This is a genomic window from Microbulbifer harenosus (assembly GCF_005771435.1).
GTDB classification, from domain to species: Bacteria; Pseudomonadota; Gammaproteobacteria; order Pseudomonadales; family Cellvibrionaceae; genus Microbulbifer; species Microbulbifer harenosus.
In genome coordinates this window covers 49,118-75,100 of the sequence record NZ_VANI01000008.1, presented here as the reverse complement: position 1 = coordinate 75,100, position 25,983 = coordinate 49,118, and the positions used below count along the sequence as shown (strand labels likewise).

At 62.0% G+C, this 25,983-nt stretch carries 19 protein-coding genes; 13 read left to right on the top strand and 6 right to left on the bottom strand.

Features of this window, described 5'->3' with window-relative positions:
* The first annotated feature begins 205 nt into the window (after window positions 1-205).
* Entirely contained in the window at window positions 206-4,657 is a 4,452-nt protein-coding gene (gltB, locus tag FDY93_RS07815) for a glutamate synthase large subunit (RefSeq protein ID WP_138235199.1), read from the top strand.
* Between the two features lie 15 nt (window positions 4,658-4,672).
* Complete coding sequence (locus tag FDY93_RS07810) at window positions 4,673-6,091, top strand: FAD-dependent oxidoreductase (RefSeq protein WP_138235198.1); 1,419 nt, start codon at window positions 4,673-4,675, stop codon at window positions 6,089-6,091.
* 78 nt (window positions 6,092-6,169) lie between these two features.
* Here the strand turns inward: FDY93_RS07810 and FDY93_RS07805 are convergent, their stop codons facing one another.
* Window positions 6,170-7,531 (bottom strand): Na+/H+ antiporter NhaC family protein, encoded by a 1,362-nt coding sequence (locus tag FDY93_RS07805; RefSeq protein WP_138235197.1) that lies wholly within the window; start codon window positions 7,529-7,531, stop codon window positions 6,170-6,172.
* A gap of 310 nt (window positions 7,532-7,841) precedes the next feature.
* Here FDY93_RS07805 and hemE point away from each other — a divergent pair, with 310 nt between their 5' ends.
* The gene (hemE, locus tag FDY93_RS07800) at window positions 7,842-8,921 is read left to right on the top strand and encodes a uroporphyrinogen decarboxylase (protein WP_138235196.1); all 1,080 of its coding nucleotides are present in this window, start codon (window positions 7,842-7,844) and stop codon (window positions 8,919-8,921) included.
* A gap of 215 nt (window positions 8,922-9,136) precedes the next feature.
* Window positions 9,137-10,519 (top strand): cyclic di-GMP phosphodiesterase, encoded by a 1,383-nt coding sequence (locus FDY93_RS07795; RefSeq protein ID WP_138235195.1) that lies wholly within the window; start codon window positions 9,137-9,139, stop codon window positions 10,517-10,519.
* Between the two features lie 86 nt (window positions 10,520-10,605).
* Here the strand turns inward: FDY93_RS07795 and asd are convergent, their stop codons facing one another.
* The 3 genes from asd to rsgA all read right to left on the bottom strand — a co-directional run bounded on the left by asd (window position 10,606) and on the right by rsgA (window position 13,601).
* Complete coding sequence (gene asd / locus FDY93_RS07790; protein ID WP_138235194.1) at window positions 10,606-11,457, bottom strand: archaetidylserine decarboxylase; 852 nt, start codon at window positions 11,455-11,457, stop codon at window positions 10,606-10,608.
* A 278-nt stretch (window positions 11,458-11,735) separates the two neighbouring features.
* Window positions 11,736-12,542, bottom strand: a complete 807-nt coding sequence (locus FDY93_RS07785; protein ID WP_138235193.1) for a sulfurtransferase — start codon at window positions 12,540-12,542, stop codon at window positions 11,736-11,738.
* A 27-nt stretch (window positions 12,543-12,569) separates the two neighbouring features.
* Window positions 12,570-13,601 carry a small ribosomal subunit biogenesis GTPase RsgA gene (rsgA, locus tag FDY93_RS07780; RefSeq protein ID WP_138235192.1) on the bottom strand — a complete coding sequence of 344 codons (1,032 nt, stop codon included), beginning with the start codon at window positions 13,599-13,601 and terminating at the stop codon, window positions 12,570-12,572.
* A 167-nt stretch (window positions 13,602-13,768) separates the two neighbouring features.
* Here rsgA and orn point away from each other — a divergent pair, with 167 nt between their 5' ends.
* Window positions 13,769-14,311: an oligoribonuclease gene (gene orn / locus FDY93_RS07775; RefSeq protein WP_220446135.1), complete on the top strand. Its 543-nt coding sequence runs from the start codon at window positions 13,769-13,771 to the stop codon at window positions 14,309-14,311.
* Window positions 14,312-14,713: 402 nt separating this feature from the next.
* Here the strand turns inward: orn and queG are convergent, their stop codons facing one another.
* Window positions 14,714-15,832, bottom strand: a complete 1,119-nt coding sequence (gene queG / locus FDY93_RS07770; RefSeq protein ID WP_138235191.1) for a tRNA epoxyqueuosine(34) reductase QueG — start codon at window positions 15,830-15,832, stop codon at window positions 14,714-14,716.
* Window positions 15,829-16,023, bottom strand: coding sequence for a hypothetical protein (locus FDY93_RS07765; RefSeq protein WP_138235190.1), 195 nt, complete (start codon window positions 16,021-16,023; stop codon window positions 15,829-15,831). The genes queG and FDY93_RS07765 overlap by 4 nt, the downstream gene beginning before the upstream one ends.
* Window positions 16,024-16,025: 2 nt before the next feature.
* On the opposite strand from FDY93_RS07765, the gene FDY93_RS07760 reads away from it, so the two are divergent.
* The 8 genes from FDY93_RS07760 to hflK all read left to right on the top strand — a co-directional run bounded on the left by FDY93_RS07760 (window position 16,026) and on the right by hflK (window position 25,982).
* Window positions 16,026-17,540 carry an NAD(P)H-hydrate dehydratase gene (locus tag FDY93_RS07760; protein WP_138235189.1) on the top strand — a complete coding sequence of 505 codons (1,515 nt, stop codon included), beginning with the start codon at window positions 16,026-16,028 and terminating at the stop codon, window positions 17,538-17,540.
* Window positions 17,541-17,544: 4 nt separating this feature from the next.
* Window positions 17,545-18,042, top strand: coding sequence for a tRNA (adenosine(37)-N6)-threonylcarbamoyltransferase complex ATPase subunit type 1 TsaE (gene tsaE / locus FDY93_RS07755; RefSeq protein WP_138235188.1), 498 nt, complete (start codon window positions 17,545-17,547; stop codon window positions 18,040-18,042).
* A 50-nt stretch (window positions 18,043-18,092) separates the two neighbouring features.
* A complete protein-coding gene (locus FDY93_RS07750) occupies window positions 18,093-19,415 on the top strand; it encodes an N-acetylmuramoyl-L-alanine amidase (RefSeq protein ID WP_138235187.1) in 1,323 nt (440 codons plus the stop codon).
* 420 nt (window positions 19,416-19,835) lie between these two features.
* Window positions 19,836-21,737: a DNA mismatch repair endonuclease MutL gene (gene mutL, locus FDY93_RS07745; protein WP_138235186.1), complete on the top strand. Its 1,902-nt coding sequence runs from the start codon at window positions 19,836-19,838 to the stop codon at window positions 21,735-21,737.
* Between the two features lie 57 nt (window positions 21,738-21,794).
* Complete coding sequence (gene miaA / locus FDY93_RS07740; RefSeq protein ID WP_138235185.1) at window positions 21,795-22,757, top strand: tRNA (adenosine(37)-N6)-dimethylallyltransferase MiaA; 963 nt, start codon at window positions 21,795-21,797, stop codon at window positions 22,755-22,757.
* 179 nt (window positions 22,758-22,936) lie between these two features.
* Window positions 22,937-23,215 (top strand): RNA chaperone Hfq, encoded by a 279-nt coding sequence (gene hfq / locus FDY93_RS07735; RefSeq protein ID WP_138235184.1) that lies wholly within the window; start codon window positions 22,937-22,939, stop codon window positions 23,213-23,215.
* 182 nt (window positions 23,216-23,397) lie between these two features.
* A complete protein-coding gene (gene hflX / locus FDY93_RS07730) occupies window positions 23,398-24,735 on the top strand; it encodes a ribosome rescue GTPase HflX (RefSeq protein WP_138235183.1) in 1,338 nt (445 codons plus the stop codon).
* A 95-nt stretch (window positions 24,736-24,830) separates the two neighbouring features.
* Complete coding sequence (hflK, locus tag FDY93_RS07725) at window positions 24,831-25,982, top strand: FtsH protease activity modulator HflK (RefSeq protein WP_138235182.1); 1,152 nt, start codon at window positions 24,831-24,833, stop codon at window positions 25,980-25,982.
* The last annotated feature ends 1 nt before the right edge of the window (window position 25,983 follow it).

Genomic DNA, 25,983 nt, shown 5'->3' with positions numbered 1-25,983 from the left:
TAACACCCAAGCCCCTCACGCGGGCTTTTTTTGTCACTGGGGGTCCGAAAACTCAGTGGAATCTGCGGCACCTTCGGCTCGAAAGTAGATAAATATACCCCCGAGGCAGCCCTTGAGCCTGGCGAGAGTGCTGCGATCTGATGGATGGCCTGAATTGGCGTACCGTCAGGGCGTAACGGGTAGCGATAACACTTTGAGGAATTCTATGGGTAGCGGTCTGTATCGATTGGATGAGTTCAAAGATAACTGTGGCTTTGGACTGATTGCCCACCTGAAGGGCGAAACCAGCCACAAGTTGTTGCAGACAGCGATTGAATCGCTGACCTGCATGACTCACCGCGGCGGTATTGCCGCCGATGGCAAAACCGGGGATGGCTGTGGCCTGCTGCTGCAGAAGCCGGACGCATTCCTGCGCGCCGTGGCCAAAGAGGCGTTTGGTGGCGAGCTGAGTGAAAATTATGCCGTCGGCGCCATCATGCTGCCGCTGGACGATGCCAAAGCGGCTGCCGCGCGCGCTATTCTCGAGCGCGAAGTGGAAGCGCAGGGCCTGAACGTGGCTGGCTGGCGTCCGGTGCCCACCAATGCCGACTGCCTCGGCCCGATTGCGCGCGAGTCGCTGCCGCGCTTCGAGCATCTGCTGATCAACGACGCCGAACAGCCGCTGGGAGACCAGAAGTTTGCCGCGCGCCTGTTCGTGGTCCGGCGCAAGGCGGAACAGCAACTGGGGGACGATACCTACATCGCCAGCCTCTCCACCGGGGTGGTTTCCTACAAGGGCCTGATGATGCCGGCGGATCTGCCGGCGTTCTTCCCGGATCTGGCAGACCCGCGCCTTGAGACCGCCATCTGTGTGTTCCACCAGCGCTTCTCCACTAATACCATGCCGCGCTGGCCGCTGGCGCAGCCGTTCCGCATGCTCGCGCACAACGGCGAGATCAACACCGTTACCGGCAACCGCAACTGGTCCGTGGCGCGCACGCCCAAGTTCAACACCGAGTTGCTGCCGGAGCTGAATGAGCTGGCGCCGCTGGTCAACCGCACAGGCTCCGACTCCTCCAGTCTCGACAACATGCTCGAGCTGTTGATGGCGGGCGGCATCGACATGCACCGCGCCATCCGCATGCTGGTCCCGCCGGCATGGCAGAACGTGGACACCATGGATTCCGAGCTGCGCGCCTTCTACGAATACAACTCCATGCACATGGAACCCTGGGACGGCCCCGCCGGCCTGGTACTGACCGACGGTCGCTACGCCGTGTGCACCCTGGACCGAAACGGCCTGCGCCCGTCCCGCTGGGTGATCACCAAGGACGACTTCATCACTGTTGCGTCCGAGGTGGGTACCTATCAATACGATCCCGCCGACGTAGTGGCCAAGGGCCGTCTCGGCCCGGGCCAGATCCTGTCGGTGGATACGCTCGAAGGCAAACTGCGCCACACCGCCGAAGTGGATGGCGAGCTGAAAAAAGCGCATCCCTACAAGCAGTGGCTGAAGGCCAAAGCGCGTCGTATCCGCTCCACTCTGGTCACCGCGCCGGTGGACAACAATTTCTCGTTCGAGCAGTTCAAGGTCTACCAGAAGCTGTTCAGCTCCTCTCTTGAGGAGCGCGACCAGGTGATCCGCCCGCTGGCGGAATCCGGTCAGGAAGCCGTGGGCTCCATGGGCGACGACACCCCGATGGCGGTGCTGTCGCAGGGCAACCGCTGTCTGTACGACTTCTTCCGCCAGCAGTTCGCGCAGGTCACCAACCCGCCCATCGACCCGCTGCGGGAAACCATCGTCATGTCCCTGGAAACCTGCCTGGGCCGTGAGAAATCCGTGTTTGAGGAAACCCCCGAGCACGCCGACCGCGTAATCCTGTCGTCGCCGGTACTGTCGCACATGAAGTACACCGCGCTACTGGACCTCGGCCGCGAGGAGTTCAAGGCGAAGGTATTCGACCTGAACTACGATCCCGCACAGTTGGACCTGAAGGGCGCCATCGAGAAACTGTGCCAGGACGCCGCCGACTCGGTGCGCAACGAGGGCACCGTGATCGTGGTGCTGTCGGATCGCAATATCGAAGAGGGCAAACTGCCCATCGATGCGCTGCTTGCCACCGGTGCGGTACACCACCACCTGGTGCACAACGGCCTGCGCTGCGACTCCAACGTGGTGGTGGACACGGCCACCGCGCGCGACTCGCATCAACTGGCGTGCCTGATCGGCGTTGGCGCCACTGCGGTGCACCCGTACTTCTCCTACAGCATCATCAACCACCTGATTGAAACCGGTGAACTGTTGCTGGACGCTGCCACCGCGCAGAAGAACTACCGCAACGGCATCATCAAGGGTCTGCTGAAAATCCTGTCGAAGATGGGTATTTCGGCCGTAGCCTCTTACCGCGGCGCGCTGCTGTTCGAGCTGGTGGGGCTGTCCCAGGACGTTATCGATCTGTGCTTCCCGGAAGCACCAGCGCGTGTGCTGGGCGCTGGTTTCGCGGAGTTGGAAGACGACATGCGCGCGCGCGCCGAGCTGGCGTGGAAGCCGCGCAAGAAGGTATCCGCCGGCGGTCTGCACAAGTTTGTCTACGGCGAGGAATATCACGCGTTCAACCCGGATGTGGTCAAAACCCTGCAGGAAGCGGTGCGCTCCGGCGACTACAGCACCTGGCGCGACTACGCGGCGCTGGTAAACCAGCGTCCTGTCGCCACCCTGCGCGATCTGCTGGGGCTGAAAAAAGACGTGCAGCCGATTCCGCTGAGTGAAGTGGAACCGGCGGAAAGCATCCTGCGCCGCTTCGACAGCGCCGCCATGTCCCTCGGTGCGCTGTCGCCGGAAGCCCACGAGTCCCTGGCCCAGGCCATGAACCGCCTCGGCGGCCGCTCCAACAGCGGTGAGGGCGGTGAGGACCCGGCGCGCTTCGGCACCGATAAGGTGTCGAAGATCAAGCAGATCGCCTCCGGCCGCTTCGGCGTCACCCCGCACTATCTGGTGAACGCGGAAGTGCTGCAGATTAAGGTCGCTCAGGGCGCCAAGCCCGGCGAGGGCGGCCAGCTGCCCGGCGGCAAGGTCAACGAACTGATCGCGCGCCTGCGCTACTCGGTGCCCGGCGTGACCCTGATTTCCCCGCCACCGCACCACGATATCTATTCGATCGAGGATCTGGCGCAGCTGATCTACGACCTGAAGCAGGTCAACCCGGACGCGCTGGTATCGGTGAAGCTGGTTTCGCGCCCCGGCGTCGGCACCATCGCCGCCGGCGTGGCCAAGGCCTACGCGGACCTGATCACCATCTCCGGTTACGACGGCGGCACCGCCGCGAGCCCGATCACTTCGATCCGCTACGCCGGTTCGCCGTGGGAGCTGGGGCTGGCGGAAACCCACCAGACCCTGCGCGCCAACGACCTGCGCGGCAAGGTGCGGGTGCAGACCGACGGCGGCCTGAAGAGCGGCCTCGACGTGGTCAAAGCGGCGATCCTCGGCGCCGAGAGCTTCGGCTTCGGCACCGCGCCGATGGTGGCGCTGGGGTGTAAATACCTGCGCATCTGCCACCTGAACAACTGCGCCACCGGCGTGGCCACCCAGAACAAGGACCTGCGCGACGAGCACTACATCGGCACCGTGGAAATGGCGATGAACTTCTTCAAGTTCGTGGCCGAGGAGACCCGCGAGTGGATGGCGAGCCTCGGCGTGCGCTCCATCGAGGAACTGGTGGGCCGTGTGGACCTGCTGGAAACCCTTGAGGGCCAGACCGCCAAACAGAAGACCCTCGACCTGTCGCCGCTGCTGCACACCGATGCACTGCTCGACAGCAAGCCGCAGACCTGCCAGCAACCGAAGAACGAGCCCTGGGACAAGGGCCTGCTCGCCGAGCGCATGGTGCAGGAAACCCTGCCGGCAATCGAAGCCCTGAGTGGTGGCGAGTTCAGCTTCAAACTGACCAACTGCGACCGCTCCATCGGTGCGCGTCTGTCCGGTGAGATCGCCAAGCGCCACGGCAACCAGGGCATGGTGGACGCACCGCTCAAACTGAACCTGACCGGCGTTGCCGGCCAGTCCTTCGGTGTGTGGAACGCCGGCGGCCTGGAGATGTACCTGGAAGGCGACGCCAACGACTACGTGGGCAAAGGTATGGCCGGCGGCAAGCTGGTAATCCGTCCGCCGCGGAACAGCAGCTTTGCCTCGCAGGAAACCAGCATCATCGGCAACACCTGCCTGTACGGCGCCACCGGCGGCAAACTGTTCGCCTCCGGCTGTGCCGGCGAGCGCTTCGGCGTGCGGAACTCCGGCGCCTTTGCGGTGGTGGAAGGTGCGGGCGATCACTGCTGCGAATATATGACCGGCGGCATGATTGCCGTGTTGGGCAAGACCGGCGTCAACTTTGGCGCCGGTATGACCGGTGGCTTCGCTTACGTGCTGGATATGGATCGCGACTTCTTCGACAAGTGCAACCACGAGCTGATTGAGCTCAGGCGCATCAGCAGCGAGGCACTGGAGGAGTACCAGAGCCATCTGCGCGAAGTGATCGAAGAGTTTGTCGCCGAGACCGGCAGCGCCTGGGGCCAGGAACTGCTGGATAACCTCGACGACTACCTCAACAAGTTCTGGCTGGTGAAGCCGAAGGCGGCCAGCCTCGCCGGACTGCTGTCCGATGTACGCAAGCGCGGCGAATAAGGGGGAGATTTACCTATGTCACAGCGTCTGAACAACGATTTCCAGTTTATCGACGTTGGCCGGGTCGACCCCGCCAAGAAAGACATCATCACGCGTACTAACCAGTTCGTGGAGATCTACCAGCCGTTCACCGAGCGGCAGGTAGCCAGCCAGGCGCACCGCTGCCTGGACTGCGGCAACCCCTACTGCGAGTGGAAGTGCCCGGTGCACAACTACATCCCGAACTGGCTGCGCCTGATCAGTGAAGGCAACATCATGGAAGCGGCGGAGCTGTGTCACCAGACCAACTCCCTGCCGGAGGTATGCGGCCGCGTATGCCCGCAGGACCGCCTGTGTGAAGGCGCCTGTACCCTGAACGACGGTTTCGGTGCGGTGACCATCGGCAACGCCGAAAAATACATCACCGACACCGCGTTTGCCTTGGGCTGGCGCCCGGATCTGAGCGCGGTCACCAAGACCGACAAACGCGTTGCTGTGGTTGGTGCCGGCCCCGCGGGCCTCGCCTGTGCGGATGTATTGGTGCGCAACGGTGTGCAGCCGGTCGTGTTCGACAAATACCCTGAAATCGGGGGCCTGCTGACGTTCGGTATCCCCGAGTTCAAGCTCGAAAAATCCGTGATGCAGCAGCGCCGCGCCATCTTTACCGATATGGGCGTCGAGTTCTGCCTGGAAACCGAAATCGGCAAGGACATCACGTTTGACCAGTTGCTCGCAGACTACGATGCGGTGTTCCTGGCCATGGGTACCTACAACTACATGAAGGGCGGTTTCCCCGGTGAGGACCTGCCCGGTGTATACGACGCGCTGCCGTTCCTGGTGGCGAACGTGAATCGCAATCTCGGTTTCGAGAAGAGCCCCGAAGACTTCATCTCGGTGGAAGGCAAGCGTGTGGTGGTGCTGGGCGGCGGTGACACCGCCATGGACTGCAACCGTACCTCCATCCGCCAGGGCGCCAAGCGCGTGACCTGCGCCTACCGTCGCGACGAGGAGAATATGCCCGGCTCCCGCCGCGAGGTAGCGAACGCCAAGGAAGAGGGCGTGCGCTTCCTGTTCAACCGTCAGCCAGTGGAAATTGTCGGCAACGGCAAGGTGGAAGGCGTGAAAGTGGTCACCACCCAGTTGGGCGAGCCGGACGAGAAAGGCCGCCGTCGCCCGGAAGTGGTACCAGGTTCCGAAGAAATCATCCCCGCGGAAGTGGTGCTGGTGGCCTTCGGCTTCCGCCCGAGCCCGGCGGACTGGTTCGGCGACCACAATATCGAAGTGGCCGAGTGGGGCGGCGTAGTGGCACCGGAGCAGCAGCAGTTCAAGTTCCAGACCAGCAACGAGAAAGTCTTTGCTGGCGGCGACATGGTGCGCGGCTCCGATCTGGTGGTTACCGCGATCTGGGAAGGCCGCCAGGCGGCTGAAGGTATCCTTGATTACCTGAAAATCTGATTGCTGGAATTTGGCCGGCAACCAAAATGAAAAGGGGCGCGCAAGCGCCCCTTTTCATTTGTGCGGAAAGTGGATGGTTCACACCACCGTGTAACCCAGCACCACAAAGCCCACACTGGCAATCAGCGCCGCCATGATGGCGTAGGGCAGCTGGGTTAGTGCGTGGCTCATCACGGTACAGCCGCTGCCCTGGGCCGCCAGCACCGTGGCGTCGCCGTAGAAGCAGGCGTGGCTGCCGAAGGCGCTGGCGGAGAGCAGTGCGCCGAGCGCCAGCGGCAGCGGGCAACCCACGGCCTGGGCGAGCGGAATGATGATGGGTATGGTGATGGTGAAAATGCCCCAGGAGGAGCCGGTCGCAAAGGAAATCAGCGACATCGACAGGAACGCCACCAGCGGCAACCACTGCGCGGTCATCAGCGGTTTCAGGGATTCGATCACATACTGCGGCATGCCCAGGCTGTCGTTCACCGACTTGAACATGAAGGCAGCAACAATGATGGAGAGCGCCGGAATCATCAGCTTGAAGCCGTCCATCATCGTATCAAGCATCTCGTTCCAGCCGATCACTTTCTGCAGCCCGAACAGCGGAATGGTGATGGCGAGCGCGATGATCACACCCTTCAGCACGTCGATGTCGTAATACCAGCTGAAAAACAGCAGGCTCACAATCGGAATGATGAAATTCCAGGCGTGGTGTCGCGGCCCCACCGGTGCCGGGCCGGCCGCGTGTGCCGGCAGCTCGTCGGCGGAAATATCCGGATCGCCCGCGGCGGTGCGCGCCTCGGCCCGCTTCATCGGGCCGATCAGCGGAATGCGGCCGGTGGCCACCAGCGGTACCAGTATCAGCGCCAGCCACGAGTAGAGCATGAACGGGATGGCGCTGATGTACATGCTGAGGCCCTCACCCTGTCCGGCGATATCGGCGGATTCCAGGATGCCGGAGAAGAACACGGCCCAGGTGGAAATCGGGATCAGGAAACACACCGGCGCGGCGGTGGAGTCGGCGACATACGCCAGCATCTGCCGGGAAACCTTGAATTTGTCGGTGACCTTCTTCATCGACGCGCCAACCGCCAGCGCATTCAGGTAATCGTCGATAAAGATCACCAGGCCCAGGAACCAGGTGCTGAGCAGTGCGCGGTTGCGGGTGTTGGCCCGTTTCGCCAGCACCTCGGCGAAGGCATTGGCCGCACCCGAGCGGATCAGCAGTGCGATCAGGCAGCCGAACAGGCCGCATACAAGAATGACCCAGCCAATGGTCTCATCGGCCATCACCGCCAGGGCGGTTTCGGTGAGCGGGGTCATGATATCGCTCGGGTCGAGCATTATCAGTGCGAGGATAACACCGGTAATCAGGGCCGCCACCGGGCGCTTGGTGATCACCGCAGTGGCAACCACGGCTACGGTGGGAATCAGGCTGAGTGCGCCATAAGTTTCCATTCAATCGCTCATTGTTCAAATAAGAAAAAGAATCCGGCAGCCGCGACCGGCGCCAGCCACTGAACGTGGGGCGTCTTGCTGTCAGAGCAGCGGGCGGGCGAACGGTGTTCGGGTAACGCGAGTTGCGCCAGGGTGGGAGCCTTGGGGCGCGTTATTGTACGTGACGTTTGGGAAATCTGTATCCGCAAGAGTTTTGTTTTCCCGCTCCGCTCCCGGCTACAATGGCCGCCTTTTAGCCAGTGGCTCTTTATGCCTGTTGCACATACCGGGGTCTATCCTGATGTGCACCGAGCCGTCCAGCGAGATACCCATGCCCGAGAACCAGTTTGCTCCGCTCCAGAACGATCGTTTCCTGCGCGCTCTGCTGCGCCAGCCTGTTGACCGCACACCGATGTGGATGATGCGCCAGGCCGGACGCTACCTGCCAGAGTACCGCGCGACCCGCGCCAAGGCAGGCACCTTTATGGATCTGTGCCGCAACACCGAACTGGCCTGCGAGGTGACCCTGCAGCCACTGGAGCGCTATCCACTGGATGCGGCGATCCTGTTTTCCGACATCCTCACCATCCCTGACGCCATGGGGCTCGGCCTTTATTTTGAGGAAGGCGAGGGCCCGAAATTCCGCAAGCCTGTACGCACCAGTGCGGATATTGCCGCGCTGGAAGTGGTCAACACCGCGCGGGATCTGGACTACGTTACCAACGCGGTCACCACCATTCGCCGCGAGCTGAATGGCCGGGTGCCGCTGATTGGTTTCTCCGGCAGCCCGTGGACACTTGCCACCTATATGGTGGAGGGTGGTTCCAGCCGGGATTTCGCGCGTATCAAGGAGATGCTCTACAACCGTCCTGAAGATCTGCATCAGCTGCTCACGGTGCTGGCGGACTCGGTGATCGACTACCTCAATGCCCAGATTCGCGCCGGTGCCCAGGCGGTGCAGATTTTCGACACCTGGGGAGGCGCGCTCAGCCATCGGGCCTACCAGGAATTCTCCCTGCAATATATGGCCCGCATTCTGCAGGGCTTGATCAGGGAACACGACGGGCGCCGGGTGCCGGCGATTCTGTTCACCAAGGGTGGTGGCCAGTGGCTGGAATTGATGGCCGACGCCGGTGCCGACGCCCTGGGCCTCGACTGGACGACGGATATCGCCCGCGCCCGCGCCCGGGTTGGCGACCGTGTGGCCCTGCAGGGCAATCTGGACCCGGCGATCCTGCTCGCGAACCCCGCGCGCATCCGCGAGGAAGTGGCGCGGCTGCTGGAAGATTTTGGCCGCGGCAGTGGGCATATTTTCAATCTCGGACACGGCGTCACGCCGCAGGTAGATCCCGCCCATGCCGGCGCCATGTTTGAGGCGGTGGCAGAACTCTCGCCGCAATATCACCGGTAACGGGAAAGGAAACGGGTTTGTTAGTACTCGCTGACGGATTTTCCGTGATTGTTGTCACAAATCAATTGTCAACCAGCGAGTAGACTTGTGTGACAATTCCGCCCCGCTCCGGTTTGACCGGTGCGGGGTCTTTGTGTGCGGGTGCGCCGATATCCGGCGGTTGCCCGAGACCGTCGAGAAGAATACTCAGAACAAAAACGCGCGGCAGCAAATCAGTGGCAATCCAACAGGCGAAGGTATTCGTGGAAGACCTGCAGCGGGGCATGTTTGTGTCCCGTCTGGATCGCCCGTGGACGCGCACCCCCTTCGCCCTTCAGGGCTTCTATATCCGCGATCTGGAGGAAATCCGCCAGCTGCAGAAATACTGTCGCTATGTGTATGTGGATGTGGTCAAGAGCGTGGGCGACGTGGGTGTCAAACTGCGCAAGATCGTCCGCACCGCCGGTGAGCAGAACGCAGGGCCGCAGACACCCGCAGCGAAAGGCGGTCACCGGCGTATTCCCGTTGCCATCAATTGCAAACCGGTGCAGATACGCCACAACACTTACGCAGTGCCTGAACCGGCGCGCCGCGAGGCCCCCAGGGCCAGGCAGCTGCACGACCGCATCATCCGCGGTATGCACGAAGTCATGGTGCAGCTGAAAACCGACCGCCCACTGCCCACCACTCAGGTGAACCAGACCGTGGGCCTCATGGTCGACAGCGTGCTGCGCAGCCCGGATGCATTCTCCTGGTTGGCGCGGGTGCGCGAGAAGGACGAGCACACCTATAGCCACTCGGTGCGCGCCAGCGTGTGGGCGGTGGTGTTTGGCCGCCACATCGGTTTGCGGCGCCAGGAGCTGGTGCAGCTGGGCGTGGCGACGCTGCTGAAGGATGTGGGCAAGCTGTACCTGCCGGACGACGTACTGAAAGCCGACAAGCGCCATCCCCGCGCGGAACTCGAATATCGCAAATTCGTGGATTACAGCGTGAAACTGCTGTCCAGCGATCCAAATATCGACCACCAGATTCTCAACATCGTGCAGGCCCATAAAGAGCAGTACGATGGCAGCGGCTACCCTCGTGGCTTGCGCGGCGGGCAGATCCCGATATTGGCGCGCATGTGCGGCATCGTCACGTTCTACGATGAAGCCACCAATCCCCGCGGAGCGGAGTTTCCGCTGCCGCCGTCAAAGGCGGTGGCGCAGCTGTACGAGTTGCGCGATTGCGCGTTTCAGGAGCAGCTGGTTCTGGAGTTTATCCAGTCCATCGGCCTCTATCCCACCGGTACTCAAGTGGAACTCTCCACTGGCGAGCTGGCGGTGGTGGTTGAGCAGAGCCACGAGCGCCGCCTGAAACCCAAGGTGATGCTGGTGACGGACCGCAGCAAAAAACTGCTGGATAAACCGCGTCTGTTTGACATGGCCGCGGACGACGATCGCAAACAGGCGCTGGTGAACAAGGGCAAGAAATCCCTGGCGGAAGTGGGGCTGATCACTATCACGCAGGATCTCGACCCCAGTCAGTATCCGCATATCGACGTGGCCAAGGTGCGCGACCAGTACCTCTACGAGCAGCGCCTGCCAGCATTTATCACACGCTTCCTGCCTGGCCGCTAACGCGGATCCACTCTCAAACTTCAATGATCTTCTGCGCTTTTGCGTGAAGTGCGCACCCCCGCGAGGTATGCGGGGGCCGGGCGCATTCAGATCAGGTCGCCGAAATGTTCACCCATTTTCACTGGGGTTTCGGCGGTGAGCTCTTCCAGCCAGTTCACCTTGTCGGCGCCGAACAGCAGTACGACGGTGGAGCCGAGTTTGAAACGTCCCATTTCCTCGCCTTTTTTTAGCGCGATGGGTTTCTGCTCGTCGTAGCGGGTGGTGCGGATCTGGCGCTTGAGCGGGGCGACCTGACCGGCCCAGACGGTTTCGATGGCGGCGACGATCATGGCGCCGACGAGGACCATGGCCATGGGACCGGCGGCGGTGTCAAAAATGCACACGAGGCGTTCGTTGCGGGAGAACAGGCGCGGGACGTTGGCGGCGGTGGTGGTGTTCACCGAGAAGAGTTCGCCGGGGACGTAGATCATGCGCTGCAGCACGCCGTCGAGCGGCATGTGCACGCGGTGGTAGTCTTTGGGTGACAGGTAGATGGTGGCGAATTTGCCGCCGGTAAACTGTGCGGCCACTTCGGGGTCGCCGCCGACGAGTTCGAGCAGGCTGTAGTCCTGACCTTTGGCCTGGAAGATTCTACCGTTGTGGATGTCGCCCAGCTGGCTGATGGCGCCGTCGGCGCAGCCGGCGATGGTGTTTTCACCTTCGACGATGGGACGGGCGCCTTGTTTGAGGGCGCGGGTAAAGAAGTCGTTGAAGCAGGTGTAGGCGGTGTAGTCCTCTTCCTGTGCCTCGCTCATGTCGACTTGGTATTTTTCCACGAACCATTTGGTGAACGGGTTTTTGATGCCGCCGATGCGGGTTTCGGCGAGCCACCCCGCGGCTCTGGAGAGCAGGTGTTGGGGGGTGATGTATTGCAGGAAAATAAACAGTTTCGGGTTCATGTAGTTCTTTGGTCCCGTTGGTTTTGGTTCGGTGCCAGATCCGTGTAGAGCTTTGGCAACCTTGAGTGGCGGTCAGGCACCGGGTATTCGTTTTCGAAACCGCTGTGAATACATCCCTGTACGCTGCGTCGGCAACATCCCTGTTGCCGACGCTTTCGAAAACGAATCCCCGCCACCTGTCCTTCGAGTCGAAGGAATTTACTTCGTTAGAAAGCGTGCTAACTCAATTCATCTTCATTCCCGCGCAGGCGGGAATCCAGAAGTCGACAGCACTGAGTCTAGTTTTCGATCGGCGTATCCGGCAGGTTGCCCCATTCACTCCACGATCCCGGATAGGCTTTGATGGGAAATCCCAGAGATTTCCCCACCAGCCAGGTAAACGCCGAGCGGTGGTGGCTCTGGCAGTGGGTGGCGATTTCTGTTTCGCCGTCAATGCCGAGCGCGGCGAGGAATTCTCTGGCATCGGCGCGGATGCGCAGGTCGCGTTGCGGATCCATGAGCTGGGTCCACTCGCAGTTGATGGCGCCGGGGATGTGGCCGCCGCGCATGGCGACGAGGCGTGCGCCGGTGTATTCCGCGGGTGAGCGGGCGTCCCAGATCTGCAGGTCGTTTTGACCCAGGCGCTGCTGGATTTGTTCCGCGTCGATCATCGGTGCGTCGTCGGCGATCTGGATGTGGATATCGCTGGGGGCAACGACGGTGTCTTCGCTGGTGAGCGGCATGCCGGCGTTTTTCCACGCGATCATGCCGCCATTCAAGTAGCTGTATTTCTTGTGGCCGATGACGTCGAGGGTCCACAGCAGGCGTCCGGCCCAGCCGCCGCCTTCATCGTCGCAGGCGACGATGTGGGTGTCGGGGGTGAGGCCGATGGCCTGCATGACTTCGGTGAGGCGCTCAATTGAAGGCAGTTTTCCGGGTGCCGGTGGGGTGCCGGCGAGCAGCGCCTGGAAGGGCAGGCCGATGGCGCCGGGGATGTGGCCGGCGAAATAGTTGGCCGGGGAGCTGAGGTCAACCACGCGGATTTCTTCGTGTTCCAGCAGTGGGGCGAGTTGCTCCGGTTCGAGGATCAGGGGGATTTGACTCACTGACGTTTCCTAATCTGTGTGGGCCTGCTATTCATTTTCCAGGCTGTTGCGCAGATGCTGGTAGCTGTCCATGCGCCGCTGGCTGATGTCGCCGCGCTTGAGGGCGTTTTTGATGGCACAGCCGGGTTCGCCCTGGTGGTTACAGTCGCGGAAGCGGCAGTGGCCGATAAACGGGCGGAATTCCACGAAGCCTTCCAGCAGTTCCTGTTCGCTCATGTGCCAGATACCGAATTCGCGGATGCCGGGGGAGTCTATCAGATCGCCGCCACTGGGCAGGTGAAACAGTTCCGCGGCGGTGGTGGTGTGGGTCCCTTTGCCGGTGGCTTCCGACAGCGCGCCGGTGCGCGCGTCGGTACCGGGCAGCAGGCCGTTGATCAGCGACGATTTGCCCACGCCCGACTGGCCGACGAACACACTGGTGCCTTGGGCGAGGGTGGCGAGCAGGCCGTCGAGACCTTCGCCGGTTTTGGTGGAAAGCTTGAGTACCTCGTAGCCGAGACCGGGATAGGGGGCCAGCAGTTGTTCCAGGCTGTCGCGGTTGCTGTCGTCGATCAGGTCTATCTTGTTCAGCAGCAGCAGCGGCTGTATGCCGGTGGTCTCCGCGGCCACCAGATAGCGGTCGATGGCGTTGGCGAAGGGCTCGGGGTAGGGCGCTATGACAATGAGAATGCGGTCGATGTTGGCGGCAACGGTTTTCATGTCGCCGTAGCGGTCCGGGCGCTGCAACTCGGAATGGCGCGGCAGGCGCGCGCCGACGACACCGAGGCCGCCGGTGGATTCGCCGGTGGCCGGGCGCCAGGCAACCTGGTCACCGGTTACCAACGTGTCGATATTTGCGCGCACATGGCAGCGCTGTCGCAGTGTGCTGCCGGCTTCACCTTCCACCAGCACCTGGCTGCCGTAGTTGGCGATGATGAGACCGGTCTGTTCCGGCCCCAGGTCACCCTCTTCTTCCGCGTGCTCGAAGCTCGCGTCGCGTTTGCGCGCGCGGGCTTCCCGTTCTTCCTGAATCTTGGCGATGCGCCACCGTTGGCGGCGGTTGAGTTTGCGTTTGCTCATAGATCCTGATTCAGGGGCCGGGGCGGCGCTCGGTTTGTGGGGGGGCGGCGGATTATAACTTGCATCACTGTAGGATTGCGGTACCTTGCCAATCTTGTAGATTCCAGCCCATTCGTCCATGCCATATTCATTTGCCGCCGGGTCTGGCGGCCAGACAGGAGACTATTGTGGATCAGAATAATCTGATCTGGATCGATCTGGAAATGACCGGTCTCGATCCCGAGAGAGAGCGCATCATCGAGATTGCCACGGTGGTGACGGATTCGCGCCTGAATGTGCTGGCGGAGGGGCCGGTGATGGCGATCCACCAGAGCGATGCGCTGCTGGCGGCGATGGATGACTGGAATACGGAGCAGCACGGGGGATCGGGGCTGGTGGCGCGGGTGAAGGAGTCGTCGTTCAGTGAGCGGGAGGCGGAGCGGGAGACCATCGAGTTCCTGAGCCACTGGGTGCCGGAGGGCGCCTCGCCCATGTGCGGCAATTCCATTGGCCAGGATCGCCGCTTTCTGGTGAAGTACATGCCGTTACTGGAGCGGTACTTCCACTACCGGAATCTGGATGTGAGCTCGGTGAAGGAGCTGGCCCGGCGCTGGCGGCCTGACGTGTTGGAAGGCGTTAAGAAGACCTCTTCACACCTGGCACTGGATGATATTCACGATTCGATCAATGAACTGAAGCATTATCGCGAGCACTTTTTTCGCATGAGTTGAGGTTTTGACCTCTTTTTGTGTTGGTGGCTTGGAAGCTGGGGTGGTGGCGGCCGCGCACCGGGTAAGGGTTTTCAGGACCGCTGCGAGTACATCCATGTACGCTGCGTCGCAAACGTCCCTGTTTGCGACGCTCCTGAAAACCCTTACCCGGCACCCGACCTTCGCATCGTTGCGCGGAACTTCGTACGCCAAATCCAATAGCTCGCGGGAGCTAAACGCTTACGGAGTGAAAAACTCGATTTGAAGGTGGAGTGACGGGGATCTGTTTCCAAAAGCGTCGGCGACAGGGACGTCGCCGACGCAGCGTACAGGGATGTATTCACAGCGGTTTTGGAAACAGATACCCGGCGCTTCGCCGCCACCAAACCTAAATCAAAGCTCCCAATGCTTCGGGCCAAAAACTCAAGATGCAGCCCGTTTGATTTTCCGTTTTCTACGCCGCCCACTACGCAACCGCTCCAAGGCCCACTCAATATGCTCTGCAACCAATGGCGTAGTAGTGCCCAGCGCCTGCTCCAACACCGAAACGGTTTGCGGGGCGGGATCAGAATTTCCTAGAGCCACCGCCAGATTCCGCTGCCACCGCTCAAACCCAATCCGCCGAATCGCCGACCCCTCGGTTTTCCGCAGAAATTCCTCCTCGGTCCACTTGAACAGATCCACCAGCGCACCACTATCCAGCCCATGCCGCGGGTGGAAATCGGACTCACCGGTGGATTTGGCGAATTTGTTCCACGGGCAGATGATCTGGCAGTCGTCGCAGCCGAATACCCGGTTGCCCATGGGCTCACGGAATTCCTCCGGGATCGGGCCCTTGTTCTCGATGGTCAGGTAGGAAATGCAGCGGCGCGCGTCGAGTGTATACGCGTCCACGAAGGCATCGGTTGGGCACACCTTCAGGCATGCGGTGCACTCGCCGCATTGGTTCGGCTGCTCGCTCACATCCAGCGGCAGCGGCAGGTTGGTGTAGATCTCGCCGAGAAAAAACCAGCTGCCGGCACTGCTATTGATCACCATACAGTTCTTGCCGATCCAGCCGAGCCCGGCTTTCTCCGCCAGCGCCCGCTCCATTACCGGTGCACTGTCGGTAAACGCGCGTCCGCTCGCCGCGATGCCGCGCTCGTCACAGTAGCGGTCGATCTGCTGCGCCAGTTGCGCCAGGCGTTTGCGGATCAGCTTGTGGTAGTCGCGGCCGTTGGCGTAGCGGGATACGTAGGCCTTGCCCGGGTCTTTCAGTACCTGCACCGGCTGGGTGTCCGGGGGTAGGTAGTCCAGGCGCACACTGATCACCCGCAGTGTGCCTTCTTCCAGCAACTCCGGTCGCCAGCGCTTGGCACCGTGTGCGCCCATCCACTCCATATCGGCGTTGTAGCCCGCGTCCAGCCACGCTTGCAGCCGCTCGCCGTGTTGCTCGAGCTGGCAGTCGGTAATCCCCACCTGCTGAAAACCCAGCTCGCGCCCCCACACGCGGATCTGCGCGGCGAGGTCGGCCATGGTCTGTGGATCTGGGGAGTTGCTCATGGAGGCGTGGTCACAAAATTGGCGGTGGCGGTGTGCGGCGGTTTGGGGGTGGAGACGGTATAATCGCCGGTATTTTGCCACAGTTTAAAAATTGACCACAGGCCGCCTTTAGAAATTGTGCGAACAGATGCCGTCAGGCGCATGCGCAGCAGATTTTTAGAGGTGCCCCAAAGCTGGAATGCAGTAGCCACTTATGTCGGACACTATGGACAGTCAGAATCCCTCCCCAACAGAACCGCAAAAACTCTACCGCGCCGAGGCCGTGCGCCAGTTGGACGGACTGGTGATCAGCCAGCAGCAGATTCCCGCTATCGCGCTGATGAAGCGCGCCGGTCGCGCGGCGTTTGATGCGCTGCGCAACCGCTGGCCTGAGGTGAGTTCGATCCAGGTGTTCTGCGGCGGTGGCAACAACGGTGGCGATGGCTATGTCATTGCCGGGCTTGCCGCCCAGCGCCAGATTCCGGTGACCGTGTATGTGGGGGTGCCCGCCGACAAACTGAAAGGCGAAGCACTGGAAGCCCACGGTTTTGCCGAGCGCGAGGGCGCAACCCTGGTAACCAGTCTCGCCGAGCTGCCGGCGGTGGAGAAAAACACCGTACTGGTGGATGCGCTGCTGGGCACCGGATTCAGTGGCGAGCTGCGCGCGCCGCTGGATGCCGCCATTGAACATATCAACCGCTCCCCTGCGCCGGTGTTGGCAGTGGACCTGCCCTCGGGCCTGAACGCGGACAGCGGTTTTGCCGCAGACGCGGTGAGTGCGAATGCCACAGTCACCTTTATCGGCCGCAAGGCGGGCCTGTTTCTGGGGCGCGGGCCAGCGCTCGCGGGCGATGTAATTTTCGAGGATCTGGGTGCTGCGCCGGCGGTCTACGCGCAGGTGCCGGCGCAGCTCACCCGCTATAGCGGCGGCAGTCTGGAGCGGCTGCCCGCGCGCGCCGCCGACAGCTACAAGAACCAGTTTGGCCATGTGCTGATCGTCGGTGGCGACCACGGCTTAGGCGGTGCCGCGCTGATAGCATCGGAGGCGGCGGCGCGCACCGGCAGCGGCCTCATTTCGCTCGCCACCCGCCCGGAGCATGTAGTGGCGTCGCTCAGCCGCCGCCCGGAGGTAATGGCGCACCCGGTGGTGTCCGGGCAGGAACTGGAACCCTTGTTGGAATCGCCGGATGTGATCGCCGTCGGCCCCGGTCTCGGCCACTCCCCCTGGAGCGAGCAGCTGCTGGCGCGCGCCGGGCGGGCGCCAGCAAAACTGGTGCTGGACGCGGATGCACTGAATATTCTCGCCGGCGGCCGCGTGCTCGCCGGCATCAAGCGAGACGATTGGGTGTTGACCCCGCACATTGGCGAGGCGGCGCGACTGCTGGGAATTCCGACCGCGGAGGTGAGTGCCGATCCGGTGGCCGCCGCGCGCGCGATTCAGGAAAAATTCAGTGGCGTGGTGGTATTAAAGGGCGCTGGTACCCTGATCGCCCATGCAGACGGTGTGGACGTGATCAATACCGGCAATCCGGGCATGGCGTCCGGCGGCATGGGCGACCTGCTCACCGGTATTATTGCGTCGTTGATCGGTCAGGGCCTGGCGCTGCCGGCGGCGGCGCGCCTCGGGGTGTGGCTGCACGGTGAGGCGGGCAACCGCGCCGCGGCGGCTGGCCAGCGCGGGTTGCTCGCCACGGATCTGCTGCCGCACGTCCGCGAGCTGGTGGACTGATGTCATGAGCAGGCAACCCGTGGAAAAAGCGTTGTACCTGGCCGACGAAGCGGCCACCGTTGCCGCCGGCGAGGCGCTGGGCCAGGCATGTATCGACACCGGTATGGCGGCGGGGTTGGTGATTTTTCTCGGCGGCCAGCTGGGCGCGGGCAAAACCACCTTCAGCCGCGGTGTGTTGCGGGCGTTTGGCCACCGCGGTGCGGTAAAGAGCCCCACCTACACTCTGGTGGAACCCTACGAATTTGCTGACTTCCGCGTGTATCACTTCGACCTTTATCGTCTGGGTGACGCGGAGGAGTTGGAGTACATGGGGGTGCGTGATTACTTTGGCCCCGGCAGCCTGAGCCTGGTGGAGTGGTCCGAGCGCGGCATTGGCGTGTTGCCGGTGGCAGACCTGCGGCTTGAGTTGCAATTGCAGGGCGAAGGGCGCGAACTAAAATTGATGGCGGGAAGTGACGCAGGGGCTGCGGTTTTGGCCGGCGCACACTTCGCGAAAATCTGAACCGCGCTTCACGGATTGAGGCCGGCCAACGAATCGACAGGGCAATAATAATGATCGGAGCAGGGTTGCCGGTGCGACTTTCAACCATTTTGTTCGCGTGGGCGCTCTTCATAGCGCTGCCGTCGTTTGCCGCGGAAGTGGAGGGCGTGCGCCTGTGGCGCGCCCCGGACCACACCCGTCTGGTATTCGATCTGGACGGCCCCGCGGAGCACAAGCTGTTTACCCTGCAGAACCCCGATCGGGTGGTGATCGACGTGAGCGGCGCAACCCTCGGCGCGTCGATGGACGATTTGCCCCTCGCGGAAACCCCCATCTCCGGCGTGCGCTACGCCACCAAAGACAAGCGCGATCTGCGCGTGGTGCTGGACCTCAAGCAGCCGGTCAATCCCCGCAGCTTCGCCCTGCGCCGCCACGAGTCTCTGCCTGATCGCCTGGTGATCGACCTGCACGACCGCGACAAGGTGGAAGAAAAGACCATCGAACAGGTGACTGACGAACGGAAAATCCTGATCGCCATCGACGCCGGCCACGGTGGCGAGGACCCGGGCGCGCTCGGCCCCGGCGGGGTGCGGGAAAAAGACGTGGTGCTGGCGATTTCCCGCGAACTGCACAGGGTCATTGGGCGCGAACCGGGTTTCACCGCAAAGCTGGTGCGCACCGGCGACTACTACATTCCCCTGCGCGACCGGGTGAAAAAGGGGCGTCAGCTGAAGGCGGACCTGTTTGTGTCCATTCACGCCGATGCTTTTACCCGCAAGGAAGCCCGCGGCGCCGGGGTGTATGTGGTTTCCTCCCGCGGCGCCACCAGTGAGACAGCGCGCTTTTTGGCGCAGCGGGAAAACGAGTCGGATCTGATTGGCGGTGCCGGCAGCCTGAGTCTCAGCGACAAGGACGATACCCTGGCCGGTGTGCTGCTGGACCTGGCGATGACTGCGACGATGAACTCGAGCCTGGATATTGGCAGCAGTGTGTTGAGCTCCATTGGCAGTTTTACCCATCTGCACAAGAAGAAGGTGGAGCAGGCGAACTTCTCGGTACTGCGCAACCCGGATGTGCCGTCGATCCTGGTGGAAACCGGTTTTATCACCAACCCGGACGAGGCGCGGCGTCTGCGCGATCCGTCGTTCCAGAAGCGCATGGCGGAAAAGCTCGGCGAGGGCATCGTGGCCCATTTCAGGTCGCGCCCGCCGGCGGGAAGCTGGCTCGCGTCCAATGGCAGTCGCACCGACCGCAAGCACACTATCGCCCGGGGTGATACCCTGTCCGGCATCGCGGCCCGCTACAACATTTCGGTAGGGGATCTGAAGAAGGCCAATGGCATGGAGACCTCTATGATTCGTGTGGGGCAGACGTTGACGATTCCTTCGGGTTAAGTCTGGTGGCCCCTTGCTGCGGCTCCGAGGCCTGTATCTTGCTGTCGTGGCGGCAGGCTGCTGGGTATGGGTTTTCAAAACCGCTGTGAACCCATCCCTGGGCGCTGCGGCGCAAACATCCTGTTTGCGACGCTTTTGAAAACCCATCCCCAGCATCCTACCTTCGCGTTGAAGTTAAGTAGTCGCAAGAAATTCGCATTTTTGTGCGAAGTACAGATATACAAAGTTAAGCAGGAGTGCCGGGTATCAGTTTTTGAAAGCGTCGGCGACAGGGACGTCGCCGACGCAGCGTACAGGGATGTATTCACAGCGGTTTCAAAAACTGATACCCGGTGCTCCGGCGCCACTGTAGAAATTCAGAACCTCGATTGCGTGGCCAGATCACGGCTTCGGGGTTAATCGTTAAACACCAAGACCCCGATGCCCGATAATATCCAGTTACTTTCCCCAAGACTCGCCAACCAGATCGCCGCCGGTGAAGTGGTCGAGCGCCCCGCGTCCGTGATCAAAGAGCTGCTGGAAAACAGCCTCGATGCCGGCGCCTCCAGGCTGGAAGTGGATCTCGACGGGGGCGGGGTCAAGCGCATCATGGTGCGCGACAATGGCAAGGGGATCGAGAAAGGCGACCTGCACCTCGCGCTCGCCCGTCACGCCACCTCCAAAATTCACGCGCTCGAAGACCTCGAAGCCGTTGCCACCCTCGGCTTCCGCGGCGAAGCCCTCGCCAGTATCTCATCAGTCGCCCGGCTCTCCCTCACCAGCAGCCGCGACGAAACCGGCAAAGGCTGGGTAGTGACCGCCGAAGGGCGCGAAATGGAAACCCAACTGGCGCCGGCGGCACACCCGCGCGGCACCACGGTCGAAGTGCGGGACCTGTTCTTCAATACCCCCGCGCGCCGAAAATTCCTGCGCACCGAAAAAACCGAATTCAGCCGCGTCGACGAAACCATCAAGCGCCTCGCGCTCTCCCGTTTCGATGTCTCCATCAGCCTGCGGCATAACGGCAAGGGTGTGCACAACCTGCGCGGTGGTACCACCAGGGCGGAAATGGAGCGTCGTGTGGCGCAGCTGTGCGGCCCCGCGTTTATGCAGAATGCCCTGCATATCGACATGGAGCGCAGTGGGTTGCGCCTGTGGGGCTGGGTCGCGGAACCGGCGTTTTCCCGCTCTCAGGCCGACCTGCAGTTTTTCTACGTCAACGGTCGTGCCATCCGCGACCGCGTGGTGAGCCACGCCGTGCGCCGTGCCTTTGCCGACGTGTTGTACCACGGTCGCCATCCCGCGTTTGTGCTGTATCTGGAACTGGACCCGGCGGCGGTGGACGTGAACGTGCACCCCACCAAGCACGAAGTGCGCTTCCGCGACAGCCGCCTGGTGCACGACTTCCTGTTCGGCTCCCTGCACCGGGCGCTGGCGGATGTACGCCCGGGCGATAGAGAAACCCAGCGTGAGGAGCAGGGCGAGGATCTCGTGCCGCAGACCTCCGGCATCGCCGCCGGTGAGTTCGCCGGGCAGGAGCGCATGGCGCTCGCGCCGGCATCCGGCACTCCATCGGAAACCGGTTTTGCAGGTTATCCACAGGGCGGTTTCGGCGAGCGCCGTTCGCCGGAGCGCATCCAGCAGCAGATGCAGGGGTACGGTGAGTTGCACAGGCCTTACGATGGCGGCGTGCGCGAGGCGCCGGTGCCGTCTGCTGCGTCTTGGTCGCAGTCCATGCCCGCCGAGTCCGCGAGCGGGACGCCGCCCCTGGGGTTCGCGGTAGCGCAGCTGCACGGTATCTATATCCTGTCCCAGAACGAACACGGCATGGTGGTGGTGGACATGCACGCGGCCCACGAGCGCATCGTGTATGAAAAGATGAAGGCCGCCCACGCCGCCGGTGGCATTCAGGCGCAACCGCTGCTGGTGCCGGTAAGCCTCGCGGTGAGCGAGCGCGAAGCGGACTGCTTTGAAGAGCGCGAGGAGGTGTTCACCGCGCTCGGCTTTGTGCTGCAACGCGCCGGCCCTGAAACACTCATGGTGCGCCAGGTACCTATTATGTTGCACGGCGCACCGGTGGAGCAGCTGGTGCGGGATGTACTCGCCGACCTGCTGGCGGAAGGCAGCAGCGACCGCATCGGCAATCGGATCAATGAGGTTCTCTCTACCATGGCTTGCCACGGTTCGGTGCGCGCCAACCGCAAGCTGAGCATTCCGGAAATGAATGCGCTGCTGCGGGATATGGAACGCACGGAGCGCAGTGGCCAGTGCAACCACGGCCGCCCTACATGGACGCAGGTCAAGCTGTCCGATATGGACAAATGGTTTATGCGTGGACAGTAAAAATCTACTGTGCGGGCACATGGCGGCGCCCATTCGCTACGGTTTGGAGATGTCAGGATGAGTTTGGGTGAGGTTCTTCCCCGTGCAATATTCCTGATGGGCCCCACTGCGTCGGGTAAAACCGATCTGGCCATGGCCATCAGCGAGCGCCTGCCGGTGGAGCTGATCAGTGTGGATTCCGCGCTGGTGTACCGCGGGCTGGATATCGGCTCCGCCAAACCCTCCCCGGAGGAATTGGCCCGCTACCCCCATCGCTTGATCGATATCTGCGATCCCGCTGAGAGCTATTCCGCCGGGCGCTTCCGCGAGGATGCGCTGGCGGCGATGGAGGAAATCACCGCGGCGGGAAATATTCCGCTGCTGGTGGGCGGAACCATGCTGTATTTCAAGGCTCTATTACAGGGCATGGCGGAATTACCACAGGCCGATCCGGCGTTTCGCGCGCTGATCGAGGCGCGTGCGGAGAAAGAGGGCTGGCCGGCGCTGCACCGGGAGCTGGAAAAAATCGACCCGGAACTTGCCGCCGAGCTGCACCCGAATCACTCGGTGCGCATCGAGCGCGCGTTGGAGGTCTACCACCTCACTGGCAAGACCATGACGCAATTGCGCGCGGAGCAGGAATGCACTTCACCACTTGCGCACTACCGGGTGCAGCAGCTGGCGATACTGCCGCGGGATCGCGCACTGTTGCACCAGCGTATCGCCCTGCGTTTTGAGCGTATGCTGGAGAGCGGTTTTATCGACGAAGTAAAAGCGCTGCGCGCGCGCGGCGACTTGCACAAGGATCTGCCGGCAATCCGCGCGGTGGGTTACCGCCAGGTGTGGGAATATCTGGACGGCGAGACCGATTTTGCACAGATGCGGGAGGCCGGCATTGCCGCCACCCGCCAACTGGCCAAGCGTCAGCTCACATGGCTGCGGGGCTGGCCGGAGCTGCATCCTATCTTTGCGCAGGACCCTGACGGTAAAATACGCAAATTCGATGAAATGTTGACAGAGGCCTTGAAATTTCTCGGTTGAGCAGCCATAACGTGAGGGAGCCGGTGAAGCCGGCCCAACTCAGTCAGTTATTCACAGAGCCTTGTTTATTTTTGGCTCTTTTTTATACGCCTCATTACCATGGCCGTCCTTAGTCCGCGGGATTCGCGGGCGCGATCGTGCGTCATCTGGCGGTTTATCTTTTGGCAAGGAGAAAAACGATGTCAAAAGGGCACAGCTTACAAGACCCTTACCTTAATGTTTTGCGTAAAGAGCGTATCCCGGTTTCCATCTATCTGGTCAACGGCATCAAGCTGCAAGGCCAGATCGAATCTTTCGACCAGTTCGTGGTGCTGCTGAAAAACACTGTGAGCCAGATGGTCTACAAGCACGCGATTTCCACCGTAGTACCCTCCCGCGCCGTGCGCGTACCGCTGATGAACCCGGCGGGTCCAGGTGAAGGCGCAGGTCCTGAGGCCGGCAGCGACACCTTCGGCTGAGATTGAATGCCGCGGTGTATCGGCCACCGGTGCTCATGTCGGGAAGCAAGAGGCGCCAAGGTATCCGAGCAGTGCGGTATTGACCTGAGCAGTGCAAATACAGACAGCGCCCCGGCTTGCCCGGGGCGTCTGTTGTTCGGTGCCGGTGACCTGGTGCTTTTTTGAACCCAAGAGAATAATCCTTGTTTTTTGATCGCCCGGAATCCGGTGAACTTGCGGTGCTGGTCCACCTGGAGCTATCCGCTATCGACAGCCCCGACGACCCCCGTGAATTTGAAGAATTGGCACTGTCTGCCGGTGCCGATCCGGTGGCCTTTATCTTCGGTACCCGCGCCACGCCAGATCCCAAAACCTTTGTCGGCAAAGGCAAGCTGGAAGAAATCAACGAGGTCGTGAAAAAGCACGGTGCCGAGTTGGTGCTGTTCGATCACACCCTGTCGCCGAGCCAGGAGCGCAACATCGAGCGCGAGCTGAAGTGTCGGGTGCTCGACCGCACCGGATTGATTCTCGATATTTTCGCCCAGCGCGCCCGCACCCATGAGGGCAAGCTGCAGGTGGAGCTGGCGCAGTTGCGGCACATGTCCACCCGCTTGGTACGGGGCTGGACCCACTTGGAGCGCCAGAAAGGGGGGATTGGTCTGCGCGGCCCCGGTGAAACTCAGCTGGAAACCGACCGCCGCCTGCTGCGCGCACGCATTGATGCCATTGAAAAACGCCTGGACAAAGTGCGTCGTCAGCGCGAGCAAGGGCGCCGCGCGCGCTCCCGCGCGGATGTCGCCACCGTCTCCCTGGTGGGTTACACCAACGCGGGAAAATCCACCCTGTTCAACCGCGTCAGCGATGCGGATGTCTATGTCCGCGACCAGCTGTTTGCAACCCTGGACCCGACCATGCGCCGGGTTGACCTGCCCAACGTGGGGGCGATGATCCTCGCCGATACCGTGGGTTTCGTCTCCCATCTGCCGCACCGGCTGGTAGAGGCCTTTCGCGCCACGCTGGAAGAGGCGGCAAGCTCCTCGCTGCTCCTGCACGTGGTGGATGCCGCGGCGGAGAACCGCCTGCACCTGATTGAGGAGGTGCAGCTGGTGCTTGAGGAAATCGGCGCGGCGGAACTGCCGCACCTGATGGTGTACAACAAAATTGATCTGCTGGCGGACATGGCGCCGCGCATCGACCGCGACGACCAGGGCGTGCCGCGCGCGGTATGGCTGTCGGCGGCCACCGGTGCCGGTTGTGACCTGCTGGTGGAGGCAATTGCCGAGCGCCTCGGCAACCAGATGGTAAGCGGAGCAGTGGTGATTCCACCGCAACACGCACGTCTGCGCGCGCAGCTGTTTTCGAGTAATGCAGTGCAGCGCGAGGATTATCGCGACAACGGCGACATTGAACTGCACGTGATGTTGCCGCGCTCTGAGCTACAGCGGTTGATGGCACCCTTTCGCGACGCCGCCAGTCCGCCTCAGTGGCTGCCGGAGAAACCGGAGCAGGAGCCCAAACCGGAAGACTGGGAAACCGGCTGAGAACGGACGTCGCGTAGAGACACTGCGTCGCGGGGGAAAATGCTAGAATTTCGCGACAGCTAACGATTGATAAATTGACAGAATTGGAGTGACCGATGGCCTGGAATGAACCGGGTGGTAATAACAAGGACCCCTGGGGTGGCGGCAATCGCAATAACGACGGCCCACCCGATCTGGACGAACTGCTGCGCAAGATGCAGCAGAAGTTGAATGGCCTGTTCGGTGGCAAGCCCGCCAGCGCGGACGACGGTCGCCCCGGCGGCGGCAGCTTCCCCTGGTCGCTGGTGCTTATCGTGCTCGCGGTGGTCTATGGCCTGTGGGGCTTCTATCAGGTGGATGCCAGCCAGTCCGCAGTGGTACTGCGCCTCGGTAAATATCACGAGACCGTTGGCTCCGGTCTGCACTGGAACCCGCCGCTGATCGACAATGTGACCAAGGTGAACATGACTGAGGTGCGCACCGAACGCACCACCGGCCAGATGCTCACCGAAGACGCCAGCATCGTAGATGTGGTGCTGCAGGTGCAGTGGCACATCGACGACGCGGAGTCCTTTGTGCTGCGCGTGGCCGATCCGCTGAAAAGTCTGCAGGAAGCCACTGACAGTGCTCTGCGCCACGTGGTGGGCTCCCAGACCCTGAACGGTGTTATTTCCCAGAACCGCAGCCAGGTTGCTGCAGATACCCAGCAGCGTCTGCAGGACTACCTGGATCTGTACCAGACCGGTATCCGCGTCGATGTCGTGAACCTCACCGACGCCAAGGCGCCGCGGGAAGTGCAGGACGCGTTCGATGACGTGGTGCGCGCGCGCGAGGATGAGGTGCGCCTGCAAAACGAGGCTCAGGCATATGCCAACCAGGTAATCCCGGTAGCCCGCGGTCAGGCCCAGCGCATGATCGAGGAGGCGGAAGCCTACAAATCCCGCGTTGTCGAGAGTGCTCGCGGTGAAGCTTCGCGTTTCGAGCAGCTCCTGACGGAGTACCAGCAGGCACCGGATGTCACCCGCGAGCGCATGTACCTGGACACGGTGCAGGATGTGATGAGCAATACCTCCAAAGTGATGGTGGATGTCGAGGGCGGCAATAACATGATGTATCTACCGCTGGACAAACTGGCCGAGGGCAGTGCCAGTACCGCCAGCCAGCGCACCCAGGTTTCTCCCCAGGTGATCGACGAGATTTCCCAAAGGGTCATCAACCAGCTGCGCACGGAAGTGAACAACACTCGCCGCGCCCGCGAAGTACGCTAAG